The organism is Maledivibacter halophilus (genome assembly GCF_900167445.1).
Lineage (GTDB): Bacteria > Bacillota > Clostridia > Peptostreptococcales > Caminicellaceae > Maledivibacter > Maledivibacter halophilus.
In genome coordinates, this window is sequence record NZ_FUZT01000011.1 from 56,289 (window position 1) to 72,762 (window position 16,474).

Sequence of the window (16,474 nt, forward strand, 5' to 3'; positions counted from 1 at the left end):
TGTTAAAATGAATATCCCTATTGGATTATTTGTTGAAAAGTTTATAGATTTCTTGTTAAATAATTTCCAGCCGGTTTTTTCTAGTATATCAAAAACAATTGAAGGCTTTATGTCTAGTGTAGAAGGTGCATTACTTTATCTACCGCCTCTTATATTCATGGTAATCTTGGCTCTATTTGCATGGTTTTTAGCGAATAGAAATATAGCAATATTTACTATTCTTAGTCTCTTATTGGTTTTTGGTATGGGTCTATGGGTATCCTTTGTCCAAACCTTTGTTCTCGTTATAGTTTCTGGAATATTCTCATTAATTATTGGTATACCTATGGGAATTTTAAGTAGCAGCTATAGAACACTCGATAGAGTAACTACACCTATTTTAGATCTTATGCAAACCATGCCGCCTTTTGTTTATCTGATACCAGCAGTTATGTTTTTTGGAATTGGTCAAGTACCAGGAGTTATATCTACGGTTATCTTTGCAATGCCTCCTGCTATTAGATTAACAAAACTAGGACTTAAGCAGGTCCCAGATGAATTAGAGGAAGTAGGTCATTCCTTTGGTCTAAAACCAATGGAAATGCTGTTTAAAATAAAGCTTCCTATGGCACTACCTTCTATAATGGCAGGTATTAATCAATCTATTATGCTTTCACTATCTATGGTGGTTATTGCTTCTATGATTGGAGCTTCAGGTCTTGGAAGCAAAGTTCTCAATGGTATTCAAAGAATGGAAATTGGTATAGGCTTTGAAGCCGGATTAAGTGTTGTTATTCTTGCTATTATACTAGATAGAATTACTGGAAATATTAAATTTAATAGAAAAAAAAGTGTTTAATTTTATTAAGGAGGAGTTACTTATCAATACTTTTAGAAAAATCACTTTAATAATTATGTCATTAGTTTTAGTTCTAAGTATTACAGGATGTGCATTAATGGAAGGTCAAAAACCTGAGAACAATACTGGCAATAAAGGAACTGTTACAATTGGTTATGTACAATGGGCTTCTGCAGAAGCTTCTACCCATATAGTGAAAAAAGTACTTGAAGATATGGGATATAACGTTAAGACCCCTGTCCTTCAAACAGGTGCTATGTATCAAGCAGCTGCTTCCGGTGAAATAGACGCATTTGTTTGTTCATGGCTTCCAGATACCGATAGGAACTATTGGGAAAAATATGGAGATCAATTAGTTGAGCTTAACAACAATTATACTTCTGCACAAATTGGTATCGTTGTTCCTGAATATGTAGAAATTGATAGCTTAGCTGAAATGAAGAATTATAAAGATAAATTTCAAGGGAGAATCGTGGGTATCGACCCAGGTGCTGCTCAAATGATAGTAGTAAAAAATGATGTTATGCCCCATTATGGATTAGATGATTGGGAACTGACTGAAAGTAGTGGTCCAGCCATGACAGCAGAGCTTGGTAGAAGTATAGATAAAGGTGAATGGGTTGCTGTAACCGGATGGAAGCCCCATTGGAAATGGTCTAAATGGGATCTTAAATTCTTAAAAGATCCTGACCTTAAAATGGGCGAAGGTGAATATATAAAGAGTATGGGGCGCCCTGGTATAAAGGAAGATATTCCTGAGGTTGCAAATTTCCTGCAAAACTATAGAATAACTACTGATCAGCTTGGCTCTGTAATGCTTAAAATACAAGATGGAATGTCTCCTAAGAAAGCTGCTGCTGAGTTTGTAGAAAACAATCAAGATCTTGTAGATAATTGGACGTCAAGAAATAAGTAATATTTTGTACAAAGACTTCCCTAAAACAATCGGGAGTCTTTTATTTTTTTTACTTGAAAATATTTCCTAAAAAATAGTATACTAGCTACATAACAAAATAAATATATGAAAACTTTTGAATGTTTTAAAAAAATCAATAATAGTGTTACAATAGTAGATATGGAATATATAATATAGCATAAAAGTTATAATTGAGAAAATTTCATATACGAATATTGTCTTTAATTTAATTATCTAAAATAGAATATACCTAAATTGTATTAATTTGAATATCTTAAAATCCTATGTAGTAATTATTTTATCAAACAATTCAATTATGAATTTGCTCAATTATTGAAAACATAAACTAAATTAGATATGTTTTAAAACATGTCTTAAACGGAGGGATTATTATGTTTAGCTCATTTCACTCTGTAATTCTTAAAGAAGATCTTTGTATTGGATGTACTAATTGCATAAAAAGATGTCCAACCGAAGCTATTAGAGTTAGAAATGAAAAAGCTAATATTATTGAAAGCAGGTGTATTGATTGTGGCGAATGTATCAGACGCTGCCAAGAGCATGCTAAAGATAGTGTCTCTGATCCAATTGATGATATTAAATCTTTTAAATACAAGATTGCTCTACCTGCACCAAGTCTTTATTCACAGTTTGGTGAAAATGAAGATCCCGGTAAAATCCTAGCAGCTTTAAAAGCTATAGGTTTTGATGAAATATTTGAAGTATCAAGGGCTGCAGATATTGTTTCAGAATATACAAAAAAAATAGTTGCTGAATCCAATGTTAAGCCTTTGTTATCATCTTCATGCCCTGCTGTAGTAAGATTAATACAAATAAGATTTCCAAATTTGATTGATAATATATTACCTATAGAGGCACCTGTTGAAATAGCCGGTACAATTGCTAGGAAAAAAGCTGCACAAAAACTAAATATAGATGACTCTGACATAGGAACATTTTTTATTAGTCCATGTCCAGCAAAGGTTACTAGCGTAAAGAACCCTATTGGTTCAAAAAAATCTTCTGTCGATCGTGTAATATCCTTTAAAGAGATTCATCCTTTTATTGTTAGAAACCTTAAGACTTGCGGCAAACCTTTACCTTTTTATCTATCGGGAAAGGGCATTGGATGGGCTAGATCCGGTGGTGAAACCAATTCCCTTGGAATTAGTGATTATATTTGTGTTGACGGTATTGAAAATGTGATTAATATCCTAGATGATATAGAAGATGAACGTTTGACAGGAATCAGATTTGCTGAACTTCTTTCCTGCACAAATGGATGTGTAGGTGGGGTATTAGCAATAGAAAACTCCTTCATTGCCAGAAATAGAATAAGACGATTATCTGAAAAATATAATTCTAAAAAATATAATTTCAAAGATGAATTTAAAAAATATAATTTATCGGACGAAGATGTTTATTTACAAGAAAAAATTAAACCTAAAAAAATTAATGTGTTTGGCGATAATTTTGTTGAAGCTATGCAAAAAATGTCTAAATGTATAGAAATAAAGGAACAGTTACCTAGTCTAGACTGTGGTGCATGTGGTTCTCCAACATGTCAGGTTATGGCTGAAGATATCGTTTTGGGGCATACAACTTTAGATGATTGTATGGTTTTATTTAAGAAAAAATATGAGAATAGGTCAGATAAATAGAAAGTAAAATAGAAAAATGTATAGAGCATAGTTACCTAAAATGTAGCTATGCTTTATACATTTCCTAATACCTTTTATAAAATTCTTTCAATTCCTTTTTCAGTAAACTTAATTTTTCTTTCCTTTAATAATCTTCCTACGGCTCTTTTGAATGCACGCTTACTCATATTCAGCTCTTTTTCTATCTTTTCAGGTGAGCTTTTATCATTTAGTGCTAATTTTCCATCATTCTTCATTAATTTATGTAAAATTAAATCTGAATCATAATTCATCTGTTTATATGCTTTTTTTCTTAAACTCAAATCTAATTTACCATCTTCTTTTACATTGGTTATTCTAACCTCTACCTCATCTCCCAGTTTATAATCACCATACAATTCCTTCTTCGGTATCAAGCCTCTATATCTATCATCAACTGCAACAAAAGCTCCTATATCTTGAGATATACCATAAATTTTGCCTTTAACTCTGTCATTTTCTTTATATGGCGACTCATTACTCAATTGTTTATTAATATTCATTGTTGCACACAATCTTTCGCTTTTATCAATATAAATACTAACTAAATATTTTTTGCCTTTTTTTACTTTACAGGTTTGTTCTTTAAAGGGCAAAAACAAATCCTTTTCTAGTCCCCAATCTAAAAAGGCTCCAATTTCACTTGTTTCAACTACTTCTAAAGATGCCAATTCTCCAATTTTTATCTTGGGCCTTTTAGTTGTTGCTATCATCCTATCCTTAGAATCTCTATAAACAAATACTTCTATTTCTTCTCCTTCTTTAATTCCCTTTGGCAACTGTTTTTGAGGTAATAAAATATCCTCATCGCTTTTATCTTTTTCTGAATTTAAATAAGCCCCTATTTGTGTAAATCTAACAATCTCCAATTTCTGTTGTTTTCCCAATTCAATCATTTGCTATTTTCCTCCTTTCCTTTTTAGATTGCAATGCAATATTATCATGTTTATACAATATTAACAAGTTAAATTGTAAATCTACAGTTCTAAAGATCCAGCATATTTATCATGATACTTTATAGATAGTATAATTCAATTTTTTTAATATAGTCACTGTTTTAATGTAGTAAAATTTGTAATTTACTTATACCTATGATAATATTAATAATAATTTACATATATGAAAGAGGTATATTAATGAAAATAAATAGAGATTTATTAGTTGAAGATATAAAAAAATTTCCAGGTCTAATTTTGGCTTTTATGGTTTGTGCTTATGGCATTGCACAAATGAAAAATTTAAATATTGGTATGAATTCATGGACTACACTTAATTTAGGACTATCTCTTAAAGTAGGAATTGACTTTGGAAAGATTTCTCAATTAATGGGACTTATAATAATTCTTTTTTCTTTGGCTTTAAAAATTTATCCTGGAATTGGAACGATACTAAATATGTATTTTATAGGTTTCTTTATTGATATTATTGATAAATATAATCTAACTCTAATTTCTGAGAATTATTTTTTAAAGATAATAATATTATTTTGGGGCCTTGCGGTATTCAGTTATGGAATATATTTTTACATGAGCTTTGAATTAGGAGCAGGCCCTAGGGATGGACTATTGGTTGGGCTTGTAAAAATCACTGGAATTAGTGTTACATACATGAAGCCTTTCATTGAAATAACTGTATTAATATTAGGATTTTTACTTGGTGGTACTGTTGGTATTGGAACAATTATAGTAACCTTTTGCGGAGGATATATTTTAGATAAAATTTTTTTATGGAAAAACTTTAATCCTAAAGAAACTCATCAGAGAAAATTTACCGACTATATAATAGTAGATATAGATAACAAAGATGAAAAAAATAAAGAGAAAACACAGGTTTAATCTAAATTGATTATCTAAGCAAATTAAATATAATATTTTCATATACAATTTCCTTATCTACATAAAAAAGATTGACAAAACCCTTTTATTTATTTATAATTTATACATTAGAGGGAGTAACTAACCTTTTTGAGGGATCAAAGTCGTCATTTCGGAAAATTTTCCCGGCTTTGATGGCAATACTGTCTAGTGAGACTCTACAATTAACTTTAGTTAGTTGTGGAGTCTTTTTATTTTGGACTGGTTACATCCTTAAGTAAAATTATTTTATCTTAAATATTATTATATAGATATTCCAGTAAAACAGTTGATTTGTACACATCAAAACTCCCTAGAAGCGTCGGATATTTTGATATGCATGAATTAAGTTTTACTAGAGGAAATCTATAAGAAAGGAAGAATTATAATGGACGTACTTATTCACGGTTATTTAACATCATTTTCAACATTAATTTTAGTAATTATTGTGGCTATTATGCTTTATGTTCTAAGTAAAGGGGCAGATATACTAGTCGATCAAGCTGTCAGTCTTTCTTTACATTGGGGAATCCCTAAAATGATCATTGGAGCAACTATTGTCTCTTTAGGGACAACTCTTCCAGAAGCAACAGTTTCTGTATTGGCTGCTATCAATGGAAACCCTGATTTGGCTTTAGGTAATGCAATAGGGTCAATTATTGCTGATACTGGCCTTATAATCGGCTTAGCAGCTCTCATTGGTCATTTACCAGTAGATCAGATGGTTACTGATAGACAAGGAAAAATACAATTTTTATCAGGAATTTTGCTTGCAGTTGTAAGTCTACCTTTTTTATCCCATGGAAAAACTGGAAACATAAGTCAATGGATGGGCTGGATTTTTATTATATTATTAATAATTTATATCTATGTTTCGATGAAATGGGCAAAAAAATCTAATTCCTCTGAAGATAATTTTACAAAAGAAAAAAGTCCTATAATTATCCAGATATTAAAACTATTTTTAGGTATATTTCTTGTTATTGGATCATCAAAAATTCTTATACCAGCTGTAGAAATAACGGCAATTAGAGTAGGAATTCCCCAAAGTATTATAGCTGCTACTTTAGTGGCTTTCGGCACTAGTCTTCCTGAACTAGTAACTGCAATTACTGCCGTAAGAAAAGGCCATGGGGAACTGGCAATAGGTAATGTAGTAGGTGCAGATATTCTTAATGTGCTCTTTGTAGTTGGTAGTGCTGCTTCTGTAACAAAGGGTGGATTAGATGTTCCTGCTAACTTTTATAAAATTCAATTTCCAACAATGCTTATAATACTTTGCGCTTTTAGATTTTTTACTAAAAATCGGAAGGACGAAATTACTAAAACTGAAGGTCTTACATTATTTGGTATTTATATTATTTATTTGATTTTAAACTATGCATTAATATAAATTTGCTTTGGATGCCCTTCTTTCGTATAAAAATATTAACAAAAAAGCAAAAGGTTAAAGATTTTCTCATTGGCCTTTTGCTTTTTTAAGTGAAAAATTTGCTATTGTACTATTTAGTTTATACATATTCTAATAAAAATTTTAATATGTATAAATTAATTGTTTTGCTGGAATATCTATAGTTAACATTTTTTATAAATGCTTTACTTTTCCCATATATTTTTCTAGTATATTTCTATTATGTTCACTTCCTCCATCGACATTTCCACTAATCAATATTGGTGGAATCATGCCACTTTTCTTCACTTTTTCTATAACATCTGCAATAACTGAATTAATAATAAATGAACCTGCAATAGTAGAGCCTGGTACAGCTTCAAAATTACCATAATCTAATAAGGCATCTCCATAGCCAATACAATTATCTATAACTACATCACATACATCACATAGATGTTTACCAGAAGAATGCCTGGATTTACTTTTTTCTGAATACTCTACTGATGTTACTCCTATTACTTTCAAACCTTTTTCCTTACAACTAAGTGCTGCATCTATAGGAACCGGATTTCTACCTGATGTTGAAAATATTGTTATTACTTCTCTCTTTTTTAACTCATATCTATCTAACACCCACTTTACATACCCTTCTTGTTTTTCAACCATAGAGCTTTTAATTGCACCATGTTGAACCATCAATGCCGTATCGAATATTGGATTTACACATGCTAATCCTCCAGCCCTATAAAAAACCTCTTCACAAAGCATTAATGAATGACCACATCCAAAAAAATGAAGCATATTATTATCTTTTACTGCCTTAGCCATTAAATTTGAAGCTTCTTTAATATTGCTTTTCTGGGTTTCTTTAATCCTTTTTAAAATACTATCTATTGTATTCATATATTCATTGGATTTTATAATAATCATCCTTTCTTTTTCTATTTAAATTATTTTATCTAACATTTGTGTATAAATCATGATTGAGCAAATTGCATAATCCTAATTTGGATGGGTTGCATAATATATAACTTTAATAATAATTCTATATTTTGTAAATTCAAAACTGCTTCCATATTCGCAAGCAGCTTTGAATTTATTACACTTATTTAGAAAAATTTATCTATTATCCTTACATTCCAAATAATTTTCCTATTGTTCCTGATATAATAGCCCATAGTGAAAAATCATTTCCACCAAATATCACAATCCAATCAGATACTGTACTTTGTAAAAAGGGGATAGAAAATCCAACTAATAATATCATTATTATTCCTGCAACCCCGGAGCCAATAATAGCTCCTCTTGTTCCTCCTGTACCATTTCCTATAACTGCAGCAGTACCAATTTCAAAAAAACATGTAATAGTTAAAGGTAAAATAGCATATGGGAAAATCCCTGATCTTCCAATTATTATTATTGTAATAACAGATGTAATCATTGAAACTATGAAACCAATTAATACTGCATTGGGAGCATAGGAAAATATAATAGGACAATCTAATGCAGGAATAGCATTTGGTATTAGTTTATCTGAAACACCTTTAAAAGCCGGTATAATTTCTGCTAACATCATTCTTACTCCTGATAAAAGAACTGTTAGTCCTGCTCCAAATAATACACCCTGCATTAAAGCATATACAAATAATGTCTTATCAGTTCCAAATACTTCTGCTGTTTTACCTCCAAGTAATAACCCGACAACTACATATACTATAAACATTACTATAGACGATGTAATTGTAATTTCCCTAAGAAAATCAAATTTTTCAGATATTTGTAAGTCTTCAGTAGAATGATCCTTATTCCCAAAAACCTTTCCAACTAATCCGGAAATTAAAGATAATATAACTGTAGGATGGCCTAAAGTAAAAGAATCATCACCTATTACATTCTTCACATAGGGCCTGATTATTGCAGGAGCAAATATTATATAAATTGAAAGAAAAATTGTACTGAAGATTATTAAGCCAGTACCATGCAATCCACTTTCTAAACCTACAGCCACAAATATAAAAGCAAACCAAAAGAGATGATGCCCTGTTAAAAATATATTTTTAATTCTTGTAAACTTGGCAACAACTACATTTATTAAAAAAGCAAGCAGCATTGCTATTCCAATTTGTGATCCAAATTCTGAAATGATTTTATCAGAACCCATGGGATTTAATGCTGCCTCGCCACTAATCCTATACAAACTATTAAAACCGTTACTTAATGGCGTCATTGATTGTACTAAAATATTTACTCCCTGAGTCAATATTACAACACCTATTACAGTTTTTATAGTGCCCTTTATTACATCTGAAGCTGATTTTTTTTGAAGCAAAAGACCTACTAATGCAATGATTCCTAAAAATAAAGACGCTTCTCTAAATATTTCATTAATAAAGAACGATATAATTTTCATTCCCATCCTCCTCCATAATTATTTTATTACTTTCTTTAAAATTTCAAGACCTTTTTCTTCTATTTCTTTTTTGTTTATGAAGTTTTTAATTGCTATAACTGGTACATTGACTTTGTCTTTAATAGATTTTTCTAATTCCTTCGATGTAAATATTATGTCACATTTTGTAGAAGCAGCTGAACCAACATCAGTTGTAAAAACATCTGCAATTAATCCATTTGATTTCAAAATTTCATCTATTTTCATCTTCAGTATCATAGATGAGCCTACACCAAATCCACAAACTACTAAAACTTTAGCCTTTGCCATTTTAATCACCCCTTTCCTTATAATTTATTAATAAGCTTATAAACATATTCTCTATCCTTTGCTTGTCTTATTTCCTCTATTATGCTTTCATTTTCAATTATTTTTGCTAATCCCTTTAACTCCTCCAAATGAATATCTTTAGATTTAGCACCAAAGCTAAAGACAATATCAACAGGGTCGTTGGCTTCATTTCCAAATTTTACAGGATTCAATAGGGTAATCATACTAATCCCTTCTTTTAACACATTTTCACTTGGTCTGGAATGAGCAATTGCTATATGCGGAACTATAACAATATATGGTCCCAACTTCTTTACATTTTCAATCATATTATCAACATAATTCTCATTTACATAGCCAGTTTTAATTAACAAATTTCCTGCATTTCTTATTGCTTCCTTCCAGTCTTCGCAATACACATTTAGTTCAATATTATCCTTCTTAATCAGTTCTTTTGTCATATTTACACTCCTTTGTCAATGATCTAATTTGATAAATCCATTATTTCTTCATAATTTCCTGCTTCATAAATTTTTTTAATATTTTCTTTCTTTTCCAATACTTTTATTAAATCAGTAAGAATCTTAAAATATTTATTTGATTTGTTAGTTCCGAAAACTATTATCATTTTTACAGATTCTGAATCTTTATCTCCAAAGTCTATGGTTTCCTTTAAAGTAAGGAGACTAAGACAATCCTTTAGCACTCCTTTCTCTGCCAAGGCATGGTTTAAGGCTATCCCTGGTATAATAACCATATAAGGACCCATTTTTTCAACGGCTTCTATCATAGCCCTTATATAGTCCTCAATAATATAGCCTTTTTTTAATAAAGGATCAGCTGCCGCAAATATTGCTTCTCTCCAATTTTTACAGTCGTATTTTAGAGTCACGAAATCCTTTTTTAACATATCCTTTAAAAATACTTTCTTCTCTTGGGTTTCATATATATTTTGCTTTGATAAATACATAAGCTGTTTTCTTTTTATATTTTTAAATATTAAAGTCTTGATCTTGTTTAAATCCTCATTTTCTAATAAAGGGTTAACTATGATAACCTTTGTATTTTCAATATCTGTTTCTCGGGTAGAAATAACAAAATCTATATTTTCATTTTCAATTATTTTTTTAGACTCATTTACTCCCACTGGTCCAACTAATTTTATTTCTGGCATCATAATGTTTAATCTGGTTTTAAGTAAATTAGATGTGGCTAAACCCATGCCACATACAAGTAATGCCTTTGGCATAAAACCATTTTGCTTATGTCTTTCAAAGGCAGCACCAATATGCATTGCAACGTATGCAATTTCATCATCTGGAAAGGATTTACCAATCAACTTTTCATACTCACTTAAAATCTTCTTCGAAGCTTCAAATACAAAAGGGTTTCTATATTTTATATTTTCTGTTAAAGGGTTAGTAATTTCCAAATTGTTTTTCAGTCTATATACAGCTATTTGCAAATGAAGCCTAAGGGCATTTATAAACTCAATATCATTACTTAAATCGACTCCCAAGGTCTTTTGAATATCAAGTACCACTCCTTCAATAATACTCATAACTTCAAAATCAACCTTTTCATATGAATCTTTATACTTAATATTACTTCTTCTCTTTGCTCCTAAGAAAATCTTCATAAGATAAATTATTTCCCCTTCAGTAAAAGTAATTTCATACTTTTCTTCTAATTTAACTACTAAATCCTTTACTATATTAAATTCAACTTTACTCCTGTATTCATCGATCATTTCTTTTGAATAATAGATCTTTTTTCCCATTGCTATTCTGTTTACTGCAATCAGTAGATAAATAAGAAGCTCTTTTTTGCTTTCTTCTATATATTGGGTTCCTATTTTTATTTCATGCTCTTTAATGGTATTTATAGTATCTTTAAATTTTGATTCATCGAATAATTTGTAAAATCCATAATTACCTAGAAAATCTTTTTGAAAATCACTTTTAACTAAATTAACAAAATAGTTTCTCAGCTTTTCTTCTTCTCCATCTAAACACATTCCATAGCGAGGCCTTTTATGTAATATAATCCCATTAACTTCAAACAAATTGTCTATATAGTCAATATCATTGGCTATAGTATTTTTACTAACATATAGTCTATCAGCCAATTCTTGCAATGTAATATAATTTTTAGTCAAAAATAGTTTCAACATGATAAATAATCTTCTCTCTTGAATAGACAAAATTCTATCTTCAAAACTTGACAGGGCTTCACGGATTTTTTCTTTATTGGCATTGATATTACTAATTTTTATACCTTTTTTCGGCTTTCTTATAAAATTTATATTTAAGTCTTTCATCCATTCTTCAATATAATCTAAGTCATATCTAATAGTACGATTACTAACTTTAAATATTTCAGAAAGCTTTTTTATGGTACAATAATTCTCTTGATTCATTAGATGCAATATTATATTCGACTGTCTTCTAGTTAATAAAATCATATTATTAGCTCCTCGACTAGAAATTTTTTTCACCTTCATTATATATCATTATAAATTTAGCCATAATACCAAATCATTTCTAGGTTATGTGGCAAGATTTTATATATATATTTCAAATCAATAAAAATATTTTTATTGATTTGAAATATTATATGTTATATAATTAACACAAATAGGAAATTTAAATTTATATTAATACTAATATTTGACTTCAGATTTTATGAGATTAGTCTTATAAAATTTGTTGTACAAAAAGTAGCCCTTCCGAAAAAGAGTAATCTGATTCGAAAAGGAACTACGGCATATATTGTGACACATATAGTGAAGCATTCTTAATACTTTATTTATAGATTCGTTTCATTATAATATAATTTATATAATAAAAAAGTCATTTGATAATTTTTATTATATATGTCATGAAATACTACAGCCGAGCTTTCCTTTTGGGAAAGCTTTTTTATTGCTTATATTATAAAAAAGGGAGATGATTAAAATTACTAAAATAGCTGTTATAGGTGCTGTATTAGATAATCCTAAAGAGTGTCAATCTCAATTTAACGATATAGTTTCAAGTTATAAAAAAATAGTAAAGGGACGAATGGGTATTCCTTTTGATACAGAAGGTGTATCAGTAATTTCAATAATTGTATCGGGATCATTAGATGAAATAAACAGTTTAACAGGTAAACTTGGCAATATAAAAGGTGTAAATATTAAAACGTCATTTTCTAAGAAAAACATTGAAAAATAAAAAATTTTGAAAGGATGATTTAAATGGCAACAATGTCAGTAAGCAAATGGTCAAATCAGGTAATTAAGCAAAATCAAATCGATAAATTTCTTATTAACGGTAAAGATTTTATTGATGAAGAAAAAATATCTGAAAAACTTAAATCCTGCAAAACAAATGATAAAAACCACATAAGAAATATTATTGAAAAATCCAAATCTATTCAAACCCTTACTCCCGATGAAGTTGCTTCACTCCTCAATGTGGAAGACGAAGAGCTATGGGAAGAAATGTACGAAGCAGGAGCAGAAATAAAACGTAAAGTATATGATAATAGAATTGTTTTCTTTGCTCCTTTATATTGTAGTAATCTTTGTGTAAATGGCTGTAGGTATTGTGGATTTAGAACTAATAATAAAGAAGAAAAAAGAAGAAGATTAACTATGAAAGAAGTAAAAAAGGAAACTGAAGTTATAGTTGATCAGGGACATAAAAGAGTAATTGTTGTTTATGGAGAACATCCCCTTTCCGATGTTGATTATATGTGTGACTCTATAAAAGCAGTTTATGATGTCAGGAAAAAATCCCCTAATGGTAATGGATATGGAAATATTAGAAGGGTTAACGTAAATGCCGCTCCAATGTCAACTGAAGATTTAGTTAAACTAAAAAACGTTGGAATTGGTACATATCAAGTATTTCAGGAAACTTATAATAGAAATTTATATGAATATCTACATCCTTTCGGTCCAAAATCAGATTACAGATGGAGACTTTACTCACTCCATAGAGCAATGGATGCTGGTATTGATGACTTAGCCATTGGTGCCCTTTTTGGTCTCTACGACTGGAAATTTGAAGTTATGGGATTAATCTATCATGCCTTAGACCTTGAGAAGCAATTTGGAATAGGACCTCATACAATTTCATTTCCAAGAATTATGCCTGCATCTGGAACAACAACTTTTTCAGATTCAAAATATATAGTAAACGATGCTGATTTTAAAAAGCTTGTTACTGTATTAAGACTTGCAGTACCTTATACTGGTTTAATTATTACTGCAAGAGAATCACCTAAGGTTAGAGATGACGTTATTAATGTAGGATGTACCCAAATGGATGCTTCCTCTATAATAGAAATTGGAGGATATAGTCAAAGTAATGGTATGCAAAATAAGGAAAAACAACAGTTTATGCTTGGAGATACAAGAAGCTTAGATGAAGTAATTAAACTTCTTGCACAAAATGATACTATTACTTCCTTCTGTACTGCAGGATATCGTTGTGGAAGAACTGGAGATAAGATAATGGGACTTCTTAAAGGATGTATAGAAGGCAAATTCTGTAAACTTAACGCTGTACTAACCTTTAAGGAATACTTAGATGATTATGCTTCTTTAGAAACTAAAGTGGCCGGTGAAAGGGTTATACAAAAAGAAATTGAGGAAATAGGTAATATTCCATATTTTAAGGAACATGGCCTATATAAACAGCTGATGGATTCCTATGATAAAATTGCTAAAGGTGAAAGGGATATTTATTTATAGGATTTTCCACTTCATCAACCATAAATATCTTATTTTTGTTAATGAGATAAATCTCATCTGGTGTTCTTCCCAGGATATGTACTTAATTGAAATTGCCAATAATTAAAACCTTAGAGATTATATCATGACATGATATAACCTCTAAGGTTTTTTAAAATTTCTTTATGTATAAAGATAATAAATTTTAAAGGGGTAAAATTGTACCAATATCATTTTCCAAGGCTATGTCAAAAATTTCTCTCCCTACTACAACATCACATACAGACATACCTATATTGCTGCAAACAATTAACTGATCCTTTGCTGTTCTTCCCTGCTGTAGACCTGCTATTACTTCTCCAGTTTCACAATCTATATTAGGTAGTCCATCGGGAAAGTATCCCATATTATTAAACAATTCATGTTCTTCAATACTATCAACTATGTATTTATCTGCTCTTTTTGATATATCAGGATCCCAAAATGTATTCAAATCGCAAGGTAAAATAGTTTGTCCTTTGGATATCCACTCATCTTTAACTACCGATAATGTATCTTTTATAATTATTGTTGCTGAACTCATAACTTCACACTTTTCTGCTAATTCTCTAGGGGATTTTCCCTTTATAATTTCAACATCTATCTCCGGTTGAACTATTTTTATCAAATTATCCATCGCATCCTCTACAATATCATAAATATATATTTTCTTTAGCTTCTGCAAAGTTTTAACTATAAATCTAACATGCTCTATTCCCTGAACTCCACAGCCAAACATGCCGAAGGTTTCTGCATCTGAATGAAGGGCAGCAGCAGCTAAAACTGTCACTGCAGGAGTTCTCATGGCAGTGAGCCAGGTACTATCCATAATAGCAATAGGACATCCTGAAAGAATATCATTAAGTACTAAAAGACCTGTTGTTTGAGGAAGATTAAATTTTTTAGGGTTATTCGGATAACATTCTATCCATTTTACTCCTACTGCTTTTTTTGATGGAAGATAAGCAGGCATTGCATGGTAAAAAACCTCTTCTAAAGGATGAACACCTATTTTAGCAGGCATCTCATATTCCTTTTTACCATGGGCTATAAGTACCTCCTCTATTAATTTCAGAATCCTCTGCCTAGTAATTCCAATATTTTCACATTGTGGTTTGGTTAAATATAATAATTCCTTTCCAATACTAAGCTTTTCCGATATAACTTCTCTGTCCTTGATAAAATTCATACTATATCCCCCCGTTTTGAAATCATGCTAAAAAGCAATTGTATAATGGCTTTTAGTATATTATACCTTAAATATCATAATATAGAAATTAATAAAATTCTAAAAATTCAAACTAGAGTTCTTTTGTAATAATCTATAGCCTTTTTAAGGAAAGAGAATGATTTCAGATAAATTGTATGAATTTAATCAATTGTATATAATAGTAATATAAATACTAAATCAATAATAAACATCTTTAAGATTTGATAAATTTGAAATAAAAATGTAGAAACCTTCATTATTTCCTTTAAAATTTATTTTAAATCTTGGTCTTGTTTATCTATAATAGGTGATCTAATGAATAAAATAAATATTAATATTGTAGAAATTTCAAAAAAAATAAATAGTCATAATCATCCCTATGCTCAAATAGTCATCCCTCTGGAATCATACGTTTATATACAAACAAATGATGAGGATTTTAGAATTGACAATAAGTCTCTAGGATTTATAGCACCTAATTGTTATCATAGGTATAGAAGTAAATCCGGAAAAAAATCATTAGTTATTAACATACCCAACAATATGATAAAAAAAGCTGATATGGATAAATTAAAATCTAGTAGTAAAATTTTAATTGATGAAAGAATATCTTTGCTAATTAAAATTATAAGCCAAGAAATTGAGGAAAATCCAGATTCAGAGTCAGTAAAATATCTATTCTTTTATTTGTACGATAAAATTATTGAAAGAAAAAAATCAAAGTCAATTGAATATATAAATAAATATTATAATCAAGATATCAACATAACTCAACTAGCAAATATCGAACATTACAACGTCAACTATTACTCAGAATGGTTTAAAAAGCAAACTGGAATGCGTCCAAGGGATTATATTCAAAAGCTGAGGATTGAAAAAGCAAAAGAACTTTTAATAACTACAAATTACAGTATCACGGAAATATCAAATCAAGTAGGATATGATCATAGCTCTTCTTTTTGCAGAGTTTTCAAACTACTAGAAACCATGAGCCCTACTGATTATAGAAATCTAAACCATTAATATTCAGAATATTTATTCTGCGATTCAGCTAATGACTTCCTTAATTACTGTATAGAGAAATTAGCCTCCTTATTATATAATTAT

At 29.7% G+C, this 16,474-nt stretch carries 15 protein-coding genes; 8 read left to right on the forward strand and 7 right to left on the reverse strand.

Going from position 1 to position 16,474, the window contains the following annotated elements; translation table 11 throughout:
- Positions 1 to 7 precede the first annotated feature (7 nt).
- The 3 genes from B5X81_RS19520 (at position 8) to B5X81_RS19530 (ending at position 3,415) form a co-directional block, all read left to right on the forward strand.
- Positions 8 to 838 carry an ABC transporter permease gene (locus tag B5X81_RS19520; protein WP_079494147.1) on the forward strand — a complete coding sequence of 277 codons (831 nt, stop codon included), beginning with the start codon at positions 8 to 10 and terminating at the stop codon, positions 836 to 838.
- 97 nt (positions 839 to 935) lie between these two features.
- On the forward strand, positions 936 to 1,754 hold the full coding sequence (locus B5X81_RS19525; protein WP_079494149.1) for a glycine betaine ABC transporter substrate-binding protein: 819 nt from the start codon (positions 936 to 938) through the stop codon (positions 1,752 to 1,754).
- 392 nt (positions 1,755 to 2,146) lie between these two features.
- Positions 2,147 to 3,415 carry a [Fe-Fe] hydrogenase large subunit C-terminal domain-containing protein gene (locus B5X81_RS19530; RefSeq protein WP_079494151.1) on the forward strand — a complete coding sequence of 423 codons (1,269 nt, stop codon included), beginning with the start codon at positions 2,147 to 2,149 and terminating at the stop codon, positions 3,413 to 3,415.
- 74 nt (positions 3,416 to 3,489) lie between these two features.
- On the opposite strand, the gene B5X81_RS19535 is transcribed toward B5X81_RS19530, so the two are convergent.
- Positions 3,490 to 4,329, reverse strand: coding sequence for a CvfB family protein (locus B5X81_RS19535; RefSeq protein ID WP_079494152.1), 840 nt, complete (start codon positions 4,327 to 4,329; stop codon positions 3,490 to 3,492).
- A gap of 240 nt (positions 4,330 to 4,569) precedes the next feature.
- Here B5X81_RS19535 and B5X81_RS19540 point away from each other — a divergent pair, with 240 nt between their 5' ends.
- Positions 4,570 to 5,268, forward strand: a complete 699-nt coding sequence (locus B5X81_RS19540) for a YczE/YyaS/YitT family protein (RefSeq protein ID WP_079494154.1) — start codon at positions 4,570 to 4,572, stop codon at positions 5,266 to 5,268.
- Positions 5,269 to 5,674: 406 nt separating this feature from the next.
- Positions 5,675 to 6,679: a calcium/sodium antiporter gene (locus B5X81_RS19545; RefSeq protein WP_079494155.1), complete on the forward strand. Its 1,005-nt coding sequence runs from the start codon at positions 5,675 to 5,677 to the stop codon at positions 6,677 to 6,679.
- Between the two features lie 192 nt (positions 6,680 to 6,871).
- Here B5X81_RS19545 and B5X81_RS19550 read toward each other — a convergent pair whose 3' ends face one another.
- From B5X81_RS19550 to B5X81_RS19570, 5 genes are all read right to left on the reverse strand, one after another.
- Positions 6,872 to 7,582 carry an SIS domain-containing protein gene (locus B5X81_RS19550; protein ID WP_208985099.1) on the reverse strand — a complete coding sequence of 237 codons (711 nt, stop codon included), beginning with the start codon at positions 7,580 to 7,582 and terminating at the stop codon, positions 6,872 to 6,874.
- Positions 7,583 to 7,811: 229 nt separating this feature from the next.
- Positions 7,812 to 9,089: a PTS ascorbate transporter subunit IIC gene (locus B5X81_RS19555; protein ID WP_079494158.1), complete on the reverse strand. Its 1,278-nt coding sequence runs from the start codon at positions 9,087 to 9,089 to the stop codon at positions 7,812 to 7,814.
- Positions 9,090 to 9,107: 18 nt separating this feature from the next.
- Entirely contained in the window at positions 9,108 to 9,398 is a 291-nt protein-coding gene (locus B5X81_RS19560) for a PTS sugar transporter subunit IIB (protein WP_079494160.1), read from the reverse strand.
- Positions 9,399 to 9,415: 17 nt separating this feature from the next.
- Complete coding sequence (locus B5X81_RS19565) at positions 9,416 to 9,859, reverse strand: PTS sugar transporter subunit IIA (protein ID WP_079494161.1); 444 nt, start codon at positions 9,857 to 9,859, stop codon at positions 9,416 to 9,418.
- 23 nt (positions 9,860 to 9,882) lie between these two features.
- A complete protein-coding gene (locus B5X81_RS19570) occupies positions 9,883 to 11,862 on the reverse strand; it encodes a BglG family transcription antiterminator (RefSeq protein WP_170917503.1) in 1,980 nt (659 codons plus the stop codon).
- Positions 11,863 to 12,355: 493 nt separating this feature from the next.
- Between B5X81_RS19570 and B5X81_RS19575 the strand changes: the two genes are divergently transcribed.
- Complete coding sequence (locus tag B5X81_RS19575) at positions 12,356 to 12,613, forward strand: TM1266 family iron-only hydrogenase system putative regulator (protein ID WP_079494347.1); 258 nt, start codon at positions 12,356 to 12,358, stop codon at positions 12,611 to 12,613.
- 23 nt (positions 12,614 to 12,636) lie between these two features.
- Positions 12,637 to 14,139, forward strand: coding sequence for a [FeFe] hydrogenase H-cluster radical SAM maturase HydG (gene hydG / locus B5X81_RS19580; protein ID WP_208985100.1), 1,503 nt, complete (start codon positions 12,637 to 12,639; stop codon positions 14,137 to 14,139).
- 184 nt (positions 14,140 to 14,323) lie between these two features.
- On the opposite strand, the gene B5X81_RS19585 is transcribed toward hydG, so the two are convergent.
- Positions 14,324 to 15,346, reverse strand: coding sequence for an ornithine cyclodeaminase family protein (locus B5X81_RS19585; RefSeq protein ID WP_079494164.1), 1,023 nt, complete (start codon positions 15,344 to 15,346; stop codon positions 14,324 to 14,326).
- Between the two features lie 336 nt (positions 15,347 to 15,682).
- Between B5X81_RS19585 and B5X81_RS19590 the strand changes: the two genes are divergently transcribed.
- On the forward strand, positions 15,683 to 16,390 hold the full coding sequence (locus B5X81_RS19590; protein WP_079494166.1) for an AraC family transcriptional regulator: 708 nt from the start codon (positions 15,683 to 15,685) through the stop codon (positions 16,388 to 16,390).
- Positions 16,391 to 16,474: the final 84 nt, after the last annotated feature.

What these genes read in the sequence shown, in the direction of transcription:
- B5X81_RS19520 (WP_079494147.1), top strand. Translation starts at nt 8, where the DNA reads ATGAATATCCCTATTGGATTATTTGTTGAAAAGTTTATAGATTTCTTG.
- B5X81_RS19525 (WP_079494149.1), top strand. Translation starts at nt 936, where the DNA reads ATGGAAGGTCAAAAACCTGAGAACAATACTGGCAATAAAGGAACTGTT.
- B5X81_RS19530 (WP_079494151.1), top strand. Translation starts at nt 2,147, where the DNA reads ATGTTTAGCTCATTTCACTCTGTAATTCTTAAAGAAGATCTTTGTATT.
- B5X81_RS19535 (WP_079494152.1), bottom strand. Translation starts at nt 4,329, where the DNA reads ATGATTGAATTGGGAAAACAACAGAAATTGGAGATTGTTAGATTTACA.
- B5X81_RS19540 (WP_079494154.1), top strand. Translation starts at nt 4,570, where the DNA reads ATGAAAATAAATAGAGATTTATTAGTTGAAGATATAAAAAAATTTCCA.
- B5X81_RS19545 (WP_079494155.1), top strand. Translation starts at nt 5,675, where the DNA reads ATGGACGTACTTATTCACGGTTATTTAACATCATTTTCAACATTAATT.
- B5X81_RS19550 (WP_208985099.1), bottom strand. Translation starts at nt 7,582, where the DNA reads ATGAATACAATAGATAGTATTTTAAAAAGGATTAAAGAAACCCAGAAA.
- B5X81_RS19555 (WP_079494158.1), bottom strand. Translation starts at nt 9,089, where the DNA reads ATGAAAATTATATCGTTCTTTATTAATGAAATATTTAGAGAAGCGTCT.
- B5X81_RS19560 (WP_079494160.1), bottom strand. Translation starts at nt 9,398, where the DNA reads ATGGCAAAGGCTAAAGTTTTAGTAGTTTGTGGATTTGGTGTAGGCTCA.
- B5X81_RS19565 (WP_079494161.1), bottom strand. Translation starts at nt 9,859, where the DNA reads ATGACAAAAGAACTGATTAAGAAGGATAATATTGAACTAAATGTGTAT.
- B5X81_RS19570 (WP_170917503.1), bottom strand. Translation starts at nt 11,862, where the DNA reads ATGATTTTATTAACTAGAAGACAGTCGAATATAATATTGCATCTAATG.
- hydG (WP_208985100.1), top strand. Translation starts at nt 12,637, where the DNA reads ATGGCAACAATGTCAGTAAGCAAATGGTCAAATCAGGTAATTAAGCAA.
- B5X81_RS19585 (WP_079494164.1), bottom strand. Translation starts at nt 15,346, where the DNA reads ATGAATTTTATCAAGGACAGAGAAGTTATATCGGAAAAGCTTAGTATT.
- B5X81_RS19590 (WP_079494166.1), top strand. Translation starts at nt 15,683, where the DNA reads ATGAATAAAATAAATATTAATATTGTAGAAATTTCAAAAAAAATAAAT.